Annotated in this window: 18 protein-coding genes; 15 read left to right on the top strand and 3 right to left on the bottom strand. The window is 33.3% G+C overall.

The genetic code is table 11. The features are described 5' to 3' along the window. Positions 1–113: 113 nt before the first annotated feature. From metG to CLU81_RS11820, 6 genes are all read left to right on the top strand, one after another. Positions 114–2,171 carry a methionine--tRNA ligase gene (gene metG, locus CLU81_RS11795; RefSeq protein WP_099709988.1) on the top strand — a complete coding sequence of 686 codons (2,058 nt, stop codon included), beginning with the start codon at positions 114–116 and terminating at the stop codon, positions 2,169–2,171. Between the two features lie 249 nt (positions 2,172–2,420). Continuing rightward, positions 2,421–2,696 (top strand): hypothetical protein, encoded by a 276-nt coding sequence (locus tag CLU81_RS11800; protein WP_099709990.1) that lies wholly within the window; start codon positions 2,421–2,423, stop codon positions 2,694–2,696. Between the two features lie 277 nt (positions 2,697–2,973). Continuing rightward, positions 2,974–3,861 (top strand): DMT family transporter, encoded by an 888-nt coding sequence (locus CLU81_RS11805; protein ID WP_099709992.1) that lies wholly within the window; start codon positions 2,974–2,976, stop codon positions 3,859–3,861. Between the two features lie 193 nt (positions 3,862–4,054). Continuing rightward, positions 4,055–4,762 carry an HAD family hydrolase gene (locus tag CLU81_RS11810; protein WP_089353756.1) on the top strand — a complete coding sequence of 236 codons (708 nt, stop codon included), beginning with the start codon at positions 4,055–4,057 and terminating at the stop codon, positions 4,760–4,762. After that, positions 4,762–5,391, top strand: a complete 630-nt coding sequence (locus tag CLU81_RS11815; RefSeq protein WP_099709994.1) for a chloramphenicol acetyltransferase — start codon at positions 4,762–4,764, stop codon at positions 5,389–5,391. Before CLU81_RS11810 ends, CLU81_RS11815 begins: the two co-directional genes overlap by 1 nt. Positions 5,392–5,497: 106 nt before the next feature. After that, the gene (locus CLU81_RS11820) at positions 5,498–6,634 is read left to right on the top strand and encodes an OmpA family protein (RefSeq protein WP_099709996.1); all 1,137 of its coding nucleotides are present in this window, start codon (positions 5,498–5,500) and stop codon (positions 6,632–6,634) included. Positions 6,635–7,124: 490 nt separating this feature from the next. Here the strand turns inward: CLU81_RS11820 and CLU81_RS11825 are convergent, their stop codons facing one another. Beyond that, positions 7,125–7,961: a hypothetical protein gene (locus CLU81_RS11825; protein ID WP_099709998.1), complete on the bottom strand. Its 837-nt coding sequence runs from the start codon at positions 7,959–7,961 to the stop codon at positions 7,125–7,127. 249 nt (positions 7,962–8,210) lie between these two features. Here CLU81_RS11825 and CLU81_RS11830 point away from each other — a divergent pair, with 249 nt between their 5' ends. From CLU81_RS11830 to CLU81_RS11850, 4 genes are all read left to right on the top strand, one after another. Then, entirely contained in the window at positions 8,211–9,659 is a 1,449-nt protein-coding gene (locus CLU81_RS11830) for a hypothetical protein (RefSeq protein WP_144444502.1), read from the top strand. Positions 9,660–9,753: 94 nt separating this feature from the next. Then, complete coding sequence (locus tag CLU81_RS11835) at positions 9,754–10,272, top strand: ferritin (protein WP_099710000.1); 519 nt, start codon at positions 9,754–9,756, stop codon at positions 10,270–10,272. Positions 10,273–10,784: 512 nt separating this feature from the next. Further along, the gene (locus tag CLU81_RS11845) at positions 10,785–11,330 is read left to right on the top strand and encodes a hypothetical protein (protein WP_099710001.1); all 546 of its coding nucleotides are present in this window, start codon (positions 10,785–10,787) and stop codon (positions 11,328–11,330) included. A 125-nt stretch (positions 11,331–11,455) separates the two neighbouring features. Continuing rightward, complete coding sequence (locus tag CLU81_RS11850) at positions 11,456–12,148, top strand: DUF2461 domain-containing protein (RefSeq protein WP_099710002.1); 693 nt, start codon at positions 11,456–11,458, stop codon at positions 12,146–12,148. Positions 12,149–12,213: 65 nt separating this feature from the next. Here the strand turns inward: CLU81_RS11850 and CLU81_RS11855 are convergent, their stop codons facing one another. Continuing rightward, entirely contained in the window at positions 12,214–12,546 is a 333-nt protein-coding gene (locus CLU81_RS11855; RefSeq protein WP_099710003.1) for a single-stranded DNA-binding protein, read from the bottom strand. A gap of 174 nt (positions 12,547–12,720) precedes the next feature. Here CLU81_RS11855 and CLU81_RS11860 point away from each other — a divergent pair, with 174 nt between their 5' ends. From CLU81_RS11860 to CLU81_RS11870, 3 genes are read left to right on the top strand one after another with little or no spacing between them, the layout of a single operon-like run. After that, positions 12,721–14,250 carry a bifunctional GNAT family N-acetyltransferase/carbon-nitrogen hydrolase family protein gene (locus CLU81_RS11860; protein ID WP_099712739.1) on the top strand — a complete coding sequence of 510 codons (1,530 nt, stop codon included), beginning with the start codon at positions 12,721–12,723 and terminating at the stop codon, positions 14,248–14,250. Then, positions 14,247–14,594 (top strand): hypothetical protein, encoded by a 348-nt coding sequence (locus tag CLU81_RS11865; RefSeq protein WP_089353764.1) that lies wholly within the window; start codon positions 14,247–14,249, stop codon positions 14,592–14,594. The genes CLU81_RS11860 and CLU81_RS11865 overlap by 4 nt, the downstream gene beginning before the upstream one ends. A gap of 12 nt (positions 14,595–14,606) precedes the next feature. Further along, positions 14,607–17,000, top strand: coding sequence for a M28 family peptidase (locus CLU81_RS11870; RefSeq protein ID WP_099710004.1), 2,394 nt, complete (start codon positions 14,607–14,609; stop codon positions 16,998–17,000). A gap of 158 nt (positions 17,001–17,158) precedes the next feature. On the opposite strand, the gene CLU81_RS11875 is transcribed toward CLU81_RS11870, so the two are convergent. After that, positions 17,159–17,554: a rhodanese-like domain-containing protein gene (locus CLU81_RS11875; protein ID WP_099710005.1), complete on the bottom strand. Its 396-nt coding sequence runs from the start codon at positions 17,552–17,554 to the stop codon at positions 17,159–17,161. Between the two features lie 146 nt (positions 17,555–17,700). Between CLU81_RS11875 and CLU81_RS11880 the strand changes: the two genes are divergently transcribed. Next, on the top strand, positions 17,701–18,603 hold the full coding sequence (locus CLU81_RS11880) for a LysR family transcriptional regulator (RefSeq protein WP_099710006.1): 903 nt from the start codon (positions 17,701–17,703) through the stop codon (positions 18,601–18,603). Further along, the gene (locus CLU81_RS11885; protein ID WP_099710007.1) at positions 18,588–19,037 is read left to right on the top strand and encodes a GNAT family N-acetyltransferase; all 450 of its coding nucleotides are present in this window, start codon (positions 18,588–18,590) and stop codon (positions 19,035–19,037) included. The genes CLU81_RS11880 and CLU81_RS11885 overlap by 16 nt, the downstream gene beginning before the upstream one ends. Positions 19,038–19,147: the final 110 nt, after the last annotated feature.

The raw sequence follows: 19,147 nt of genomic DNA on the forward strand, positions 1-19,147 counted from the left end.
AGACTAATTGACATTCTTTAAAACAAAAACTCGGCGCTTTTTCTTTGTGAAACTCCGTGAAATAACAAAATCTCAATTCTATTGCTTATTTTTGCACTCAATAAAATTGAGTTATGATACAAAATCCAAAGAGATATACTATTACGGCAGCATTGCCTTACACCAACGGACCTATACATATTGGGCATTTGGCGGGGGTTTACGTGCCTGCAGATATTTATTCGAGATATTTACGTTTGCAAGGAAAAGACGTTGCGTTTATTTGCGGAAGTGATGAACATGGCGTTGCAATTTCGATGAAAGCCAAAAAAGAAGGAATTACACCACAAGAAGTTATTGATAAATATGACGGAATTATTAGAAAATCATTCGCTGATTTTGGAATTTCGTTTGATAATTATTCTAGAACTTCGGCTAAAATTCATCATGATACGGCTTCGGAATTCTTTAGAACGTTGTATGATAAAGGTGATTTTATTGAAGAAATTACCGAGCAACTCTACGATGCAAAAGCGAATCAGTTTCTTGCAGATCGTTTTGTGGTTGGAACTTGCCCAAAATGTGGTAATGACGGAGCTTATGGCGATCAATGCGAAAATTGCGGATCGACTTTAAATGCTACGGATTTGATTAACCCGAAATCTACAATTACGGGAGAAACTCCTGTTTTGAAATCTACAAAACACTGGTTTTTACCTCTTGACCGTTATACTGAATTCTTGACGGAATGGATTCTTGTTGGACATAAAAACGACTGGAAACCTAACGTTTACGGACAAGTTAAATCTTGGGTTGATGGCGGACTTGAGCCTCGTGCGGTAACGCGTGACCTTGATTGGGGAATTGATGTTCCGGTTGAAGGTGCTGAAGGGAAAAAATTATATGTTTGGTTTGATGCTCCAATTGGATACATTTCATCAACGAAAGAATGGGCTTTGCGCGAAGGAAAAGATTGGGAACCATATTGGAAAGATGAAGACACGAAGTTGGTTCACTTTATTGGGAAAGACAATATTGTTTTTCACTGTATTATTTTCCCAGCGATGCTTAAAGCCGAAGGAAGTTATATTTTGCCGGATAATGTTCCTGCAAATGAGTTTTTGAATTTGGAAGGAAATAAACTTTCGACTTCTAAAAACTGGGCAGTTTGGTTGCACGAATATTTAGAAGAATTTCCGGAGAAACAAGATGTTTTGCGTTATGCATTAACTTCTAACGCTCCAGAAACTAAGGATAATGATTTTACATGGAAAGATTTCCAGGCGAGAAATAACAACGAATTGGTTGCCATTTTTGGGAATTTTATTAATCGTGTTGTGGTTTTAACCAATAAATATTACGACGGATTTATCCCAACTCCTAACGAATTATCTGAGGTTGACGAGAATACTTTGGCAGAATTAAAAGCGTATCCAGCCGTGATTTCAAGTTCGGTTGAGCGTTACAGATTCCGTGAAGCTCTTGGCGAATTGATGAATGTTGCGCGTTTAGGAAATAAATATCTTGCCGATGAAGAGCCTTGGAAAGTTATGAAAGACAATCCGGAGCGTGTAAAAACTCAAATGTATGTAGCGTTGCAAATTGCTGCTGCGTTGAGCATTTTGGCAGAACCTTTCTTGCCTTTTACTGCTGCTAAATTGTCAAGAATTCTGAAAAATGAAGGTAAATTGAATTGGAATGACGTTGCCGAAAATTCAGAATTGATTCCGGAAGGTCACCAAATTGGTGAAGCGGAATTATTATTCGCAAAAATCGAAGACGAAGAAATACAAAAACAAATAGATAAATTGGAAGCTACAAAAACTGCTAATCTTGCCGAAAGCAAACAACCGGAACCTCAGAAAGAATTGATTCAATATGAGGATTTCGCTAAAATGGATTTACGTGTAGGAACTATTATTGAAGCTGAAAAAATGCCGAAAGCAAACAAACTTCTAGTTCTTAAAATCGATACTGGAATTGACGTTCGCACAATTGTTTCTGGAATTGCCGAAAGCTTTTCGCCAGAAGAAATCATTGGAAAACGTGTTACAGTTTTGGCAAATTTAGCACCAAGAGCTTTACGCGGAGTTGAAAGTCAAGGTATGATCTTAATGACAACAAACGCCGAAGGAAAATTAGTATTCGTAAATCCTGATACTGACGCTCCAAATGGTGAAACGATAAACTAACTTTTTTTGTGAAAGGTTAAATGCGATATGTTAAAACATGGGAAATTTCTCATGTTTTTTCTTTTTAGATGAGTTTATAATTGTAAGTTTGTCTTGCAAAAATACAGTAAGGAGCAATCCTTGAAACTTTAAAGTTAACATAAGCGATTCCCTCGCCACGATGTTCCTGCGGAAACAACGGAAATTCTATCCTTACGGGTATTTTTGCACATCTAAAGCGAGGGTTTCGTGCGTTTAATATTTTCGAATATGCAAAAAGAAAATGAAAAAACATTAGAGCCAGATGTAATGCGTGCAATGGCAGAATTCCTTTCAGGCCTTTGGTTTGAAGATGATTTTAGGGATCAACCAGAGTATTTGTCCGAAATTTTCGAGACAATTCTCTTAACCGAAATGGGCGATGATCTAGATCTTCGGATCAGAATGGTAAGTTCGATTAGAACAAGCAAATTGTTGGCAAATGCCCTTGGTTCTTTTACAGACAAAGAAATCAACAACGCCTGCAAAAAAATCATGAATGCCTAATACCACACAAAAACAAGTTTAATCCTAAATTTTATTATTCAAGAATAATTTAAAATGTGCCGTTAGGCACAAATGATCGGTAAAAAAATTAGGTTCAAAATTCGTTGGCGTGCCGTAGGTACGCATCAAAACGATTGCCATGCGTACCTACGGCACGCTAAATCTATTGCAATTTCCTTTTTTTTCTACCGATCATTTGTGCCTAACGGCACATTTTATCTATTGTTGACCTATATTTCTTTTCAAATAAAAGAAAAAACAAGATATTTGCTATAATATGAAAATCACCAAACCAAGACTAGCCCTAATCTGCGGAATACTTTGTATTTCGATCTTCCCGATATTGATAAAACTGAAATTAGCACCTGGATTAATTTCGGCTTTTTATCGAATGACTTTTGCGGTGATTTTACTTTTGCCTTATGTGCTTATTACAAAAAGCTTCAAAATGCCAAAGACAAAATTCTTGCTTCTTGCAGTACTTTGTGGTATTTTATTCTCATCAGATGTTGCCGTTTGGAATATCGCCATTCAGGATTCAAGCGCGACTCAGGCTTCGTTGTTGACAAATTTATCGCCGCTTTGGGTTGGAATTGGTTCTTTCTTCTTTTTGAAAATAAAACCCGCTACAAATTTCTGGATTGGAACCATAGTTTCGTTATTTGGAATGATCACTTTGGTTGGTTTTGGCTTTTTTATGGATTTGAATTTTGATCAGGCTTTTCTATTCGCGGTTTTATCCGGAATCTTATATTCGATTTATCTTTTGGTCAGCAAAAAAGTACTTTCAGATGTTGATGTTCTTTCGTTTATGACCATTAGTTTACTCGCTTCGAGCATTTACTTAGGAATACTTTGTTATTGTTTAAATCAGCCTTTTACAGGATTTTCAGATACTGGTTGGTTTGTGCTGATACTTCAAGCCGTTATTTGTCAATTGTGCGCGTGGCTTTCTATTAGTTATGCAACACAACATATGCGTGCAACTAGGGTTTCGCTAAGTTTATTGAGTCAGGCTGTAATTACTTCTGTATTAGCTTGGTTGTTTTTGGAAGAACAAATAACTTTACAAATGGTTTTTGGCGGAATCATTTTGCTATTCGGAATTAGAATTACATTTTACGATAAAGCTATATCTTTAAAGGGATTGTTTTCTAAGAATTAGGATTGAGAATTGGCGCACGGATTTTTACTGATTGAACGGGTTTACGCAGATTATTTTTAAAATGATTCGTGAATTCGTGGCGATATTTTTCTCGCAGATTTGGCAGATTGAGCAGATTCTTTTTAAATCTTTGTAATCATTTAATCTGTGGCAAAAAAACCTGAAACAAAACAAACTTGAAACAAAAAACATCATGTTACATAAAAGCAAAATACCTAATTTAAAAGTAATCGCATTTGATGCCGATGATACTTTGTTTGTAAACGAACCTTACTTTCAGGAAACTGAACATAAATTTTGTGCTTTGATGGAAGATTATCTTTCGCATCAGGGAATTTCACAAGAATTATTCAAGATCGAAATCGAGAATTTACCTTTGTACGGTTACGGAATCAAAGGATATATTCTTTCGATGATTGAAGCTGCGATGAATATTTCAAACAATACAATTCCGATTGAAGTTATTGAGAAAATCATTCAATACGGAAAAGAATTACTAGAAAAACCAATCGAACTTCTGGACGGAATCGAAGAAACTTTGCAGTCTTTGCATGGAAAATACAAATTGGTCGTTGCCACAAAAGGCGATCTAAAAGACCAACACAGCAAATTGCACCGTTCTGGTTTGGGACATTATTTTCATCATATCGAAGTGATGTCTGACAAACAAGAAATTGATTATCAAAAACTATTAGGTCGTCTGGACATTCAGCCGCATGAATTTTTAATGATTGGAAATTCGTTAAAATCAGATGTTTTGCCTGTTCTGGAAATTGGAGGTTACGCCGTTCATATTCCGTTTCATACTACTTGGGAACACGAAAAAATAAGTCATAAGGTAGAACATGAACATTTTAGTTCGTTCGAAAAAATTACCGAAATAGTTCATAATTTACTATAATGAAAACACTTTTAGATTTAGAAAACTGGAATAGAAAAGAGCATTTTACACATTTCAGTAAAATGGAAGAACCTTTTTTTGGCGCAACTGTCGAGATTGATTGCACCAAAGCTTATCAAACAGCAAAAGAATTCAAAGCTTCTTTCTTTATTTATTATTTACATAAAACTTTGGTGGCTGTAAACTCAATCGAGAATTTCAAATACCGAATTGCCGAAGACAAAATCTATATAAATGATCGTATCGATGTTTCGGCAACTATTGGTCGTGAAGATGGTACTTTCGGATTTTCGTTAATCGAATATAATCCTGATTTTAGAATCTTCGAGCAAAATGCTTTGGCAGAAATTGAACGAATTCAAAACACAACCGGGCTTTTTACAAGATCGTTTGATGACGATAATGTCATACATTTCTCGGCGATTCCGTGGTTGAATTTTACTTCGCTTTCTCATGCCAGAAGTTACACTTTTCCGGATAGTTGCCCTAAAGTTTCTTTTGGTAAAATGATTACTTCAGAAACTGGAAAAAGAACTATTGCCATGTCGGCTCATGTACATCATGGTTTGATGGATGGACTACATTTAGGTCAATTTGTTGATACACTTCAAGAATTAATGAATGGGTAAAAAACGGAATACCCATTACCTTATTCTGTTGTTTTTATGACTTATTAAGAACGCTATTTCTTACAATTAATTGTTTGTTTGGGAAAAATTTAAATCTCAAATTAATATGAAAAAAATTGTAACAATGCTAGCATTTTCAGTAGGTCTGGCAAATCTATATGCGCAGACCGCTACAGAAAAAACTACAGAAAACAACTACAACAAGTGGTCTATTGAATTAGCCGGAGGGGTAAATAAACCTCAAAGTCCTATGATGGAAAATTATTTTACTTCGACACCAAGCTTTTGGGTAGGTGATTTAGGAGTTCGATATATGTTTAATAACAAGTTTGGTTTAAAAGCCGATTTTGGTTATAACAGTTTTACCGGAAAAAACAATTCAATTGACTTTGATTCAAAATATTACAGAGCAGATTTACAAGCTGTTGCAAACTTAGGCAGAATCATGAATTTTGAAACCTGGACTAAAACAATTGGATTATTAGGTCATGCCGGTTTTGGATTGGCTCAATTAGAAAACAAAGATCTACATGTTAAAGACAGAATGGGAAATTTTATTGCTGGTATAACTGGTCAAATAAGATTATCTGACAGATTTGCTTTAACCGGTGATTTTACAACTATTGTAAATGCTTCACAAGATTACACTTTTGACTGTGGATGTCCAGTAGACTCAAGAGGTTTTAACGGAGTTCTTTTTAACGGAACTGTTGGTTTAAATGTTTACTTAGGTAAAAACACAAAACATGCTGACTGGGTTGTTATTTCGCAGGATTTTGATAGCTCTGCATTAGAAAGTAAAATAGCAAATCTTGAAAATCTAGTAAGCAAAATGCCGGAAAAACAAGTAATTGTAGAAAAACCGGTTACTACAACAATAGTAAATGACAAGGATCTTATTAAAGAAATGATCGATGCTAAATATTACAGCGTTTATTTTGACTTTAACAAAGCTACTCCTATTGAAAACTCAACAGCTGCAATTGATGTTGTTTTGACTTATTTGAGAAAAAATCCTTCAGCTTCTCTTGATATTTTAGGTTATGCAGATCAAGTTGGTAGCCAGGAATACAATGATAAGTTATCAAATTTAAGAGCTAATAATGTAAAAACTATTCTTGAAAAAGCGGGTATTTCATCTTCAAGATTAAATGTAGTTGCTCAAGGTGCAGATACTTCAATTCAAAAAGATTCTGAAGAAGCAAGAAGACTTGCAAGAAGAGTTACATTTAAAATAAAATAATTAATCTACACAAATCAAAACAAAAGCCCTGAAGAAACTCTTCAGGGCTTTTTTTATGTTTAAATGTTTTGTACTAAGGAAGCGTTACAAAATATTGAAACAAGATTTCCTATTACTAGACTAAAACACTATCTTATTCAAACCATAAACAGCTATTTAATACCTATTAACTTCAGCAAACACCCAACTAGATAATTTTTTGTTATACTAAGAAAAAGAGTTCTCTTTAATATGAAAATCAATTTAAAGAATCATATTCACTTCAGACAAGAAAACAATACATAAGTTACATAAAAGGTGTTATCTGGATTTAAAGCAAGCTTTATACCCCTAACAACATATTGACTAAAACTTAAATACACTTTCAGAAAAAAATTTAAACTGGCTGGTTACAAAACAAAAAAAGTTGCAAGAACGTACTTGCAACTTTTTAATTGTTTATGGCAATTTTGGTAACTCCTAATTGCAAAAAAATGACTTTTATATAAATTTAATAACTATATGTAGATGTTTCCGTCGTAATTTGAACTCCAACCTGTTTTACTTCAGTTCTATTTGTAGGATAACCATTAACATCATATTCGTAAGTATAAGTTATTGTTTCTACTACGTTATCAGGGTTATTATTTTTACTTGTTCTCTTAATCACATTATTCTTAACACCAAAACCAAGATTATTATCTGCTAATAAATCAGAGCCTAAAACATTAACTCTAGGATTATTTTTAGAATCATATTCATATGTTATAACACTTTCAAACGCACCGTTATAGAAATACTCTGCAATTAAATTACCCTTAGAAAAAACATATTTTCCGGTTATTGATGTTTCTCCTTTATCATTTTTTAAACTGTCGCTATTTACTCTGTGATAAAATACACTTCCATCACTATTGTAGACATATTTTGTTAAATAATAATTTCCAAACTCATTGCTAAAAACATAATCTAATTTCCCATTTGCATAAAAATATTCTTTAGTAAGATAAACATTTCCAGAAATATCGGCTTTTTCAATTTTTGTAATTAAATCTCCTGTATAGGTATAATTTGTAACATTAGAAACGTCTTTATCTGATACTATTTTATTACCATTATATGACAATTCAAGAGTAGTTTCATTTCCGTTTGCATAAGTATGGCCTTGTTTTTTTAACAGAATAGGCTCCACAATTACAACAGGTATTGTGTCTGTTTTTGGTGGCGAGATCGTATCATTCTTAACTGGGTTTGAATCGTTTTTCTTGACACAAGAACTATCATAATCGTTAGTACAAGAGACAAATACTAATAACGCAGCAATAAATAAATAAAGTGACTTTTTCATAATTTCATTTTTTTTTACGAAAATAAACCTATATAGCATTTTCCATATCCTCTAAAAGTCATACTTGTAAAAGAATAAGACTACAATTAATACACAACTTAACACATATAAACAGTACAAAACTTATGAAACAGCTTATTTTAGAAAATTACATTTTATACTCAACCACGTAATATTCTTTAGCAATTCTAAATTAAAAATCATAAATTCAACCTTTAATCTGGAATGATTTTTGTCATTAAAAAAATTATGAAAAAACTATTATTAATATTGCTATTAACCTGCAAATCAGCTTTGTTTAGTCAAACAATATTGAATTCTTATCCTATAAATATGAGAAATTCAGGAAATTATAGTCAGATCCTGAATGTCGAAAACTCAAAAACTCACGATGTTTTTGCTTTTATTGCAGACGACAAAAACCTTGCAATCTTACAATACAATAAAGCACTATTCTTAACAAATGAACTAAGGACTTCCCGCAGTAACATAGAAGACAAGCTAATAATTGGATATAGTTTTGATGAAGATGGAAATCCAACACTTTATTGGTCATCAGAAGATTTCAAAAGTATTGTATTGATTAAATATGATATGACCAATAAAGCGATCAAGCCTTTAAAATTCAGCTTTCCGTACTCAAAAGAATATTTTATAGCTACATTTCAAAAGAACAATGTGTTTTATCTTCTTTCTAAAGACAGTGAACAACAAACGCTGACACTTTATAAATTTAAAGATGATACCGTTGAAGAGAAACCTCTTGATTTTTCTACGTTTACTTTCCAAAATAGAAACACACAACCTATAACTTTCAATCAGTTTATTAGAGATTATCCTATCGAAAAAATTGAAGTTGGAGATTATAATCCTCTTTCGAGAAGCATTAAAAAGAGCAAAGCCTATATGCTTGATAATCGACTTATTTTGACATTTGACCAAAATCCGGCAAAAACACAAATATTCGATGTTAATCTGGAAACTTATGAAATAAAAGAAAAAAACTTTCCGCAATCGATGGCTGAAAAGTCAAGAAGAATAAGTAATTCGTTTTTTCTCGATGATAGACTTTACCAGATTAATACTAATTCGGAAGAACTTCAATTAGACATAAAGGACTATAATACGGGTGAAACGATTAAGAATATCAAGGTTTCGAAAAATGATACTATTAAATTTAAAAACTCCCCGTTGTTACTTCAAATTGAAGATCAAAAACCAAAAGAAATAAAAAAGACAAGTACTTTTTTAAAGTATTTATCTGCATTGGATTTTGGTATATCCGTTTTCAAGAACAGCCAAAATGCTTACATAACAATTGGTGGAATAACACAACAAGATAGATCCTACTACAGTTTTTACGATGATGTGCAGCCATTTCAAATAAACTTATCGCAATATGGTCAAAACCAAACGGCGTATTTTGAAAGTATATTAAATCCAAAATTTGAATTTATTCAGCAAAGACAAGAACCTTTTGCCAGCGATAATATTTACTATTTTCTGGAAACTAATAAAAAAATAAGACTGCAAAACACATTACCACTTGACGATTTCTCTATTTTGAGTTATTATGACTCCGCTGGAAAGCAATTCATAATGCGTAAATTTACTGACGGATTTACTCCTGATGAAACGACAAATCCGATAATAGACAAAGCTGTTTTTTCAAAATCATTTAAATTTGACAGACCTTAATTTTATTGAAAAATTAATCCAAATGCCCCATGTTTTCGACGTTTCAAAAAATGGTTTGGATTATTTTTTTTAACTTTACAAAAAAGACACTATTATGTTATCAAAAAATATAGAAGCAGCATTGAACAAGCAAATTCGCATAGAGGCAGAATCTTCGCAAACCTACCTTTCTATGGCTTGTTGGGCTGAAGTACACGGACTTGAAGGAATCGCTCAATTTATGTACACACAATCAGACGAAGAGCGCGCGCACATGCTTAAATTAATAAAGTATGTAAACGAACGCGGAGGTCATGCTCACATTACCGATCTAAAAGCGCCTAAAACTTCTTATACTACGTTTAAAGAAATGTTTGAAGCACTTTATAACCACGAAATTTTTGTTTCGGAATCAATTAACGAATTGGTTCACATAACTTTTGAAGAAAAAGATTATGCAACACATAATTTCTTACAATGGTATGTATCAGAACAAATCGAAGAAGAAGCTACTGCTAAATCTATTTTAGACAAAATCAACTTAATTGGAGATGATAAAGGTGGACTTTATTTGTTTGATCGTGATATTCAGCAATTAACGGTTACAAGTTCGATTGCAATCAACCCAAAATAAAAAAGTTAAAGTTTATTTAGAATATATAAAAATAACAATTTTCGTTTATATTTGCCTCTGTTTTTATAATACAGAGGAAAAGTGGGCAAGAAAGAAAAAGACAAGGACAAGAAAAAGGATAAAAAGAAAAAGAAGAATAAAGTTATCCTTGAAAACATTAAAAAGTTAGAAAACTGTAAATCTTCTTGTTGTGAGAAATACAAAAAAAGCGAAAAGAAACGTTGTTCGCGCTGTCCTATGTTTGATTTATTTAAGAAAACAGCTTAACAATAATATAGAAAACCCACCAAGAAATTTGGTGGGTTTTTAGTTTATAGATATTACTTCCATACTACAAATTCAAAATGTCTAGCAATACAAGTGTAGTATTTTATATTTTATTTGTCCGATAGTGATATTTAAACATCTTTTACCATCAATTTTTTGGGTTAAAAAAAGTCAAATTGCTTTATGAGAAAATCTACTAAATAGATTTTCTTAAAATCGATCACAAATTAACTAACCCAAATAATATGAGAAAAACAATATATATAATTATAATACTTCTTATTTGTCAAACATCCAGATCACAAAATATTGGAGTAGAAAAAACAATGTATTCAACCCAAATTGGATTTTTAGGCTTTTGGGTAAATAATGAATATCGTCTATTTAATCAAATCAGTATAAAAAGCGAGATAGGTATGGTTGCTGGATTTAAAGGATGCAGCGATTGTACAACTGAATATACTCTAGCTCCAGAATTAACTATAGAACCAAGATGGTACTATAATATTGAAAAAAGAAATTCAAAAGGCAAAATAACTAAAAACAATAACGCCAATTTTATTGCGATTGGAACAAATTATTATCCTGATTGGTTTGTTATTTCAAATAACTCAAGTGCTTATGTTCCAAATCAGATTGCGATTATTCCAAAATGGGGAATTAAAAGATCTATCATCAATAGTAATTTTAACTATGAGTTGGGTATTGGTATTGGACAAAAATATTACTTTGATTCTCATCAATGGGACACAACCGCTGATTTAGTCGCAAGAATTGGATATACTTTTTAACGGAAGACGAGTTTTCTTTCGTTGGTTCCAAGATCTAAAAACAATTGATTAATATTAAAAACCCATCAAAAACATGATGGGTTTTTGTTTAAATTGCAGTCATTTCCTGATCTAAAGTTTCTACTATGAAAAACAATATTACTATTCCTAAATCCAGTCTTGACTTTTTGACTGAGCTTAAAGAAAACAATAACAAACCCTGGTTTGAGGCTAACAAACAAAACTATCTAATCGAATTAAATCATATCGAAACTTTTGCCGGTGCTTTGCTTGAAGAACTTTCCAAAACAGATGTTCTAGAAACCGCTTCGGGCAAAAAAAGTGTTTACAGAATTTATCGTGACATTCGTTTCTCAAAAGACAAAACTCCTTTCAAAACTTTTTGGGGCGGCAGTTATACCAGAGCCACAAAAGAAAGACGCGGCGGTTATTATTTTCATATTGAGAAAGGCAATACTTTTCTCGCCGGTGGTTTTTGGGGACCAAACGCAGCAGACTTAAAACGAATCAGAGCCGAATTTGCTCATGATGATGAACCAATGCAAAAAATAGTGAAGGCTAAATCTTTTGTTACCAATTTTGGAACCTTACAGGGCGAACAAGTCAAAACGTCTCCAAAAGGTTATGATAAAGATCATAAAGCTATTGATTTGCTGCGCTATAAACAGTTTTTGGTAATCAAGCGTTTTACAGATTCTGAGGTTTTAAGTGATAATTTTCTTGAACAGGCTTTAGAAGGTTTCAAAAACATGAGACCATTTTTTGACTATATGAGCGAGATCTTAACAACAGATATTAATGGCGCTTCTGTTTCATAATTATACAACAAACCCGACAGCTTTTTAAAACTTGTCGGGTTTGAAATATCGAATCTTATTAAACCTTATCTACTAAGCAATAAAATTTCGCTGACAAGAACTTCGGTGATGTATCTTTTTTCACCGTTTTTATCATCATAACTTCTGTGAATTAGCTTTCCTTCGATACCTACTTCTTTTCCTTTTTCGACATATTTTTCGATAATTTCAGCCGTTTTTCCCCAAGCTGTAACACGATGCCATTCGGTTTGTTCGACTTTTTCCCCTTTATCGTTTTTATATCTTTCGGTTGTTACGATATTCAAATGCGCTAATTTAGTTCCGTTTTCTAATGTTTTAACTTCTGGATCGTTTCCTACGTTTCCAATCAATTGTACTCTGTTTTTCATTCCGTTCATGGCGTATAATATTTAAATGTTCGTATAAAAGAATTCGTTTATCAAATTCAACAAGGCAAAGATCCGCCGAACCCCGATAAATATTCGGTTATCAACTATTTACTTTCGGTTGTAAATATTTGTAAGCGTTTGTAAGTGGAAATAATTTCGTATATTCGAGAGAAATCTTACGATATGCAGACGAAAATAAATAAAGTTGAGTTACGAAATTTAGAATTTGACGATTACAAACAATTGAAAGACTCAATGGTTGAATCGTATCCTGAAATGGCCGACTCGTACTGGAAAGAAGATGATATCAAAAGATTACTTTCTATTTTCCCTGAAGGCCAACTTGTTATACTTGCAGATGGCAAAGTGGTTGGATCAGCATTATCGCTTATTGTCGATGAAAAACTGGTGGATAAAAGACACAATTACAGACAGATTCTTGGAGATTACACTTTCTCTACACACAATAAAGACGCAGAAATCTTATACGGAATTGATGTTTTTATACATCCCAATTATCGTGGTTTACGATTAGGCCGCCGTTTATATGATGCCCGAAAAGAACTTTGTGAACAACTTAATCTAAAAGCAATAGTTTTTGCCGGCAGGATTCCAAATTATGGTCAATATGCCAAAAAGTTATCTCCAAAAAACTATATCGAAAAGGTAAAACATAAAGAATTACACGATCCGGTTCTTTCTTTTCAGTTAAGTAATGATTTTCACGTGTTGAGAATCATCAAAAATTACTTAGAAGGCGACGAAGAATCAAAAGAATTTGCGGTTCTCTTAGAATGGAATAATGTTTATTATGACGAAAGTCCAAAATTAATTAACCTCGAAAAAAGCGTTATCAGATTAGGTTTGGTTCAGTGGCAAATGCGTCCATTGAACAATCTGGAAGAGTTTTTTGAGCAAGCCGAATTTTTTATTGATGTAGTTTCGGGTTATGGAAGTGATTTTGCCTTATTTCCGGAACTTTTTATTGCGCCTTTAATGGCCGATTATAATCATTTATCAGAAGCCGAAGCAATTCGTGAACTTGCCCGATATTCTGATCCAATCAGAAAGCGTTTTCAGGAATTTTCGATCTCTTACAACATCAATATTATTACAGGAAGTATGCCTTATCTGGAAAATGGTAATCTTTATAATGTTGGTTTTCTATGCAAAAGAGACGGAACTTCAGAAATGTATACCAAAATTCACGTAACTCCAAACGAGGTTCAACATTGGGGAATGAAAGGCGGTTCTCAATTTAAAACCTTTGATACAGATTGTGGTAAAATCGGAATTTTGATTTGTTATGATGTTGAATTCCCGGAACTTTCGAGAATTTTAGCAAACGAAGGAATGAATATTCTGTTTGTTCCATTTTTGACAGATACACAAAATGCTTATACACGTGTAAAACATTGTTCGCAAGCACGTGCAATCGAAAATGAGTGTTATGTAGCCATTGCTGGTTGCGTTGGAAATTTACCAAAAGTGAATAATATGGATATACAATATGCGCAAGCTTCTGTTTTTACGCCTTCTGATTTTGCTTTTCCAAGTAATGGTATAAAAGCCGAAGCGACTCCAAACACAGAAATGACCTTGATTGTTGACGTTGATTTAAATCTTCTTAAACAGCTTCACGAACATGGAAGTGTACGAATTTTAAAAGATCGAAGAACTGATTTATACGAAATTAAAAAAATAGAATCATGAAGACTTGCCTCGAATGCTCGGAAAAACTAGTAGGTAGAGAAGATAAGAAATTCTGTTCAGATAGTTGCCGAAATGCCTACAACAATAAAATAAATAAAGATAGTACTAATTTCATGCGCAATGTAAACAACAAATTACGAAAAAATTACCGTATTTTGTCCGAGCTAAATACAGATGGAAAATCAAAAGCAACAAGGGATAAAATGATTAACAAAGGTTTTGACTTCGACTTTTTTACGAATGTTCTACAAACAAAAACAGGAAATACCTACTATTTCCTCTACGATCAAGGATATCGCTCTTTGGACAATGATTATTTTATGCTCGTAAAAAAAGAAATTTAGTACTTATCAACCATGAAAAAAAACCAGACCTCAATTCTTGGCATCGTAGGCATTCTAGTAATTCTAGGTATTATTTACGTCACAATGATGCCGCAGTATATTTCGAAAAATGATGAAGCACTTGCCGATTTTTCTACTGAAAGAGCCTTAAATCAAGTCGAAATTATTGCCCAAAAACCTCATTATGTAGGTTCAGTAAATCATGAATTAGTAGCCAATTATCTGAAGCTTGAGCTGAATAGAATTGGATTAGAGACAAGTGTTCAGGAAGGTTTTACACTCAATGATAAAGGACTTTTGGTCAAATCCAAAAATATTCTTGCCCGCATAAAAGGAACAAACAACTCAAAAGCTCTTTTATTGCTTTCACATTACGATAGTGCTCCACATTCTTTTTCAAAAGGAGCAAGTGATGATGCGTCTGGAGTTGCAACAATACTTGAAGGAGTTCGTGCTTTTTTATATTCGAAACAACCACACAAAAACGATATTATAATTCTTTTTTCAGATGCCGAAGAATTGGGTCTGAATGGTGCGGCACTTTTTGTAAATCAACATCCGTGGGCAAAAGACGTTGGATTAGTACTCAACTTTGAAGCCAGAGGTTCTTCAGGACCAAGTTATATGTTGATGGAAACCAATAAAGGAAACGAAGCTCTTGTAAAAGAATTTTCGAAAGCAAAAACAACTTATCCGGTTTCAAATTCTTTGATGTACAGCATTTACAAAATGCTCCCAAATGATACTGATTTAACCGTTTTCAGACAGCAAGGAAACATTCAGGGATTCAACTTTGCCTTCATAGATGGACATTTTAATTATCACACACAACAAGATGACGTTCAACATTTAAGCAAAACAACATTAGCGCATCAGGGAACTTATTTGATGCCTTTGCTAAAATACTTTGCAAATACAGACTTAAACGCGACCAATTCAAATGAAGATGATGTTTACTTTAGCGTACCATTTTCATTCATTAGTTATCCGTTTGCATGGGTATTACCAATGACAGTCATTGCTTTAGGCTTATTAATTCTTTTTATTTTTATCGGAAAAGCAAAACGTGTTATTACTTTTCGCGAAATCTTCAGAGGTTTTCTTCCTTTAATTGGATCTATAATAATTGCAGGATTAGTTACCTTTTTAGGATGGAAAATCGTTTTACAAATCTATCCACAATACTCCGATCTTCTTAACGGATTTACTTATAACGGTCATGCTTACATAGGAGCATTTGTAACGTTGAGTATTGCAATTTGTTTTGCATTCTACCACCACTTCTCAGAAACAAAAGTGACAATGAATCACTTTGTTGCTCCTTTACTTCTTTGGATTATTATCAACGGATTTCTTGCCAATAGTTTAACCGGAGCTGGTTTTCTTATTATTCCGGTTTATTTTGGAATACTTTTATTTGGAATTTTTGTCCTTACTCAGCATTATAGTTTAGGATTAAATTTATTATTCTCAATTCCGGCTTTAGTAATTATAGCGCCTTTTATTGTAATGTTTCCTATTGGTTTAGGTTTAAAAATCCTTTACGGAAGTGCCATTTTAACCGTATTGGCCTTTGGTTTATTACTTCCTGTGTTTGGATCTTTTGCCAAGAAAAGCGCCTGGATAATGGTATTCTTTGCAGCTTCGATAGGCTTCTTTGTTTACGCAGGATATCATTCCGGTTATGAACACGGAAAAGCAAAATCAAACAGTTTATTATACGTTTATAATGCGAATACAAACTCAGCAATCTGGACCACTTATGACGTAAACTTAGACGATTGGACTAAAAGCTATTTGGGTGAAAAAAATCAAAAAGCAGTTGGTTTAAACAACTTGCCAATATCCAGCAAATACAATTCAGGATTTACTTATAGTGCAATTGCGCCGGTTGTTGATGTACCAAAACCAACAATTGCGTTTTTACAAGACAGCGTTGTTGGAAATAATAGGTTCTTAAAAATAAAAATTACACCAAACCGAAAAGTAAATCGATACGACATCTACGCAAATCCAAAAATGAGATTTTTCAATTTTAAAGCAAATGGCGTTTCAACTTTAGGACAAAAAGGAAATGAATTAGAGCGAGAAGGAATGCGTCTTATTTCTTATTATGTTGTAGGCAATGAACCACTTGTAATGGAATTCTACATTAACAAATCGTCTATTTTTGATATGGATTTAATCGAAAGTTCATTTGACTTAATGACAAATCCATTGCTTAAGGTCAAACCTAGAAGCGACTGGATGATGCCAACACCTTTCGTCTTGAACGATGCCGTATTAATTCAGCAGAAAATAAAAAAATATACAGCGCAAGTACCAACTATACCAGCCGCAACAGTAGTAAAAGATAGTACTGTTATTGCAAAAGACAGCTTAAAACCAATTGTAAAACCACAATAAAATACTTGTTATGGCAACAAATATTTCGGATTAGGTTCAAAGTTGCAAAGGCACAAAGGCACAAAGATTTAAAAAAGCACTATGAAAATAGTGCTTTTTTAATTTTTTTTAGAATAGCTTGAAAACCTTTGCAACTTTGAACCTTTGTACCTAAAAAATCAACAAGCACATTCGATTTTCAAACCTGCTTTTACACCATTTGTTCCTTCGGTGGCATAACCATCAAACTTCCACCACTCTATTCCGCCAATTAACTCTTTTACTTTAAAGCCAAGTTTAACCATATTCAACGCGCCTCTTGTCGAAGCATTACAACCAATTCCGTCGCAATATGTCACATACAAAACATCTTTATCCAAGTGACTTGTGCTTTCGATCGTCATTTGGCGATGAGGAATATTAATTGCCGTTGGAATATGTTCTGCCTCAAAACCAAAAGCTTTTCTGGCATCAATTACAATTACTTTTTCTCCATTGTTCAAAGCATCAAATAAATCAGAAGGATCCATTTCGAAGGCTAATTTGTTTTCATAATGTTTAATTTGTGCTTCCATTTTTTTATAGTTTTAATGATTTTGTTTTTCCAAAAGTAATTCAGCATCACTTTCTATAAAAACGAAAAGAATTCATCACTTTGATTACTTTTTTTCATAGAAAAGCGACCTCAAAATTTCGTTTCTTTGTATACAAATTCTCAAAAATGGAAATCCGTCATTTAAAATTAATAAAAGCAATTGTCGAAGAAGGAAGCATTACCAAAGCAATTGACAAATTGTATTTGACACAATCGGCGTTGAGTCACCAACTCAAAGAAGCTGAATATCAATTGGGAACTCCTATTTTCCTGAGAACAAACAAAAAGTTGGTTTTGACCAAAGCTGGCGAGAAAATCTATGATCTTGCCAACGAAATTCTGGACAAACTTTCTCAAACCGAATCCCAAATCAAACAAATGGTTTATGGTGAACACGGCGAAATCAGAATTAGCACAGAATGTTATTCGAGTTATCACTGGCTTCCTCCAGTTTTAAAACAATTTCATAATTTGTATCCAAATGTAGAATTGAAAATTGTAACCGAAGCCACACATATTCCAATACAAAAATTATTAGAAAACACGATCGATATTGCGATTATCAGCGATCAGATCAAAGACAATAACATCAAATATATTGAGCTTTTTCAGGATGAAGTTGTTATGGCAGTTTCTGAAAATCACGCTTGGGCGGATAAAAAATATGTTGTTGCGGAGGATTTTATCAACGAGCATTTACTGATTCATTCCCTTCCGATGGAAACGGTGACGATTCACCAATTTATTTTGGCTCCAGCCAAAGTAACTCCGAAGAAAATCACGCCGCTTCCTTTGACCGAAGCTTCTCTGGAAATGGTTAAAGCAGATATGGGCGTAATGTCTATGGCAAAATGGGCCTTATTACCACATTTGAAAAACAACCCGATAAAAGCCGTAAAAATTGGAAAGAACGGCTTAAAGAGAAAGCATTTTATCGCGATTAGAGAAAACGAGCAATATCCCGACTATTTTCATCATTTTATCACCTTTTTACAAAACGAAATCAATCTACAATGGAATATTCAATAAGAAAGTGCGAAGTGTCAGACTTGCCAAAACTGGTTATTTTATGTCAAAAACATGCCGAATATGAAAAAGCTGATTATTCGCCGGAAGGAAAAGAAGAAGGATTGAAAAAAGCATTGTTTGGCGAGCATCCAAAATTAAACTGTTTTGTGGTTGCAACCGATAATGATATCGTTGGATATGTATCTTATACTTTTGATTTTTCGACCTGGAGCGCGGGTGATTTCTTATATATGGATTGCTTGTATCTGGAAGAAAGTGCCAGAAACTTTGGAATTGGTGAAGTCTTAATCAATAAACTAAAGGAAATTGGTAAAGAGAAAAACTGTGTCAATATGCAATGGCGAACGCCTCAGTTTAATGAAAGAGCAATAAAATTCTACAACAGAATTGGCGCAAAAGGAAAAGACAAAATTTGCTTCTTTTTAGATTTGTAATACAACGTACGCAAAATTTAATCTCGCAAAGGCGTGAAGTCGCAAAGAAAAAGATGTAAAATATAGATACGAAAAAGGGCTTTAGCCAAACGAATATTGATTTGGCTAAA

This window comes from Flavobacterium sp. 9 (assembly GCF_002754195.1).
GTDB lineage: Bacteria > Bacteroidota > Bacteroidia > Flavobacteriales > Flavobacteriaceae > Flavobacterium.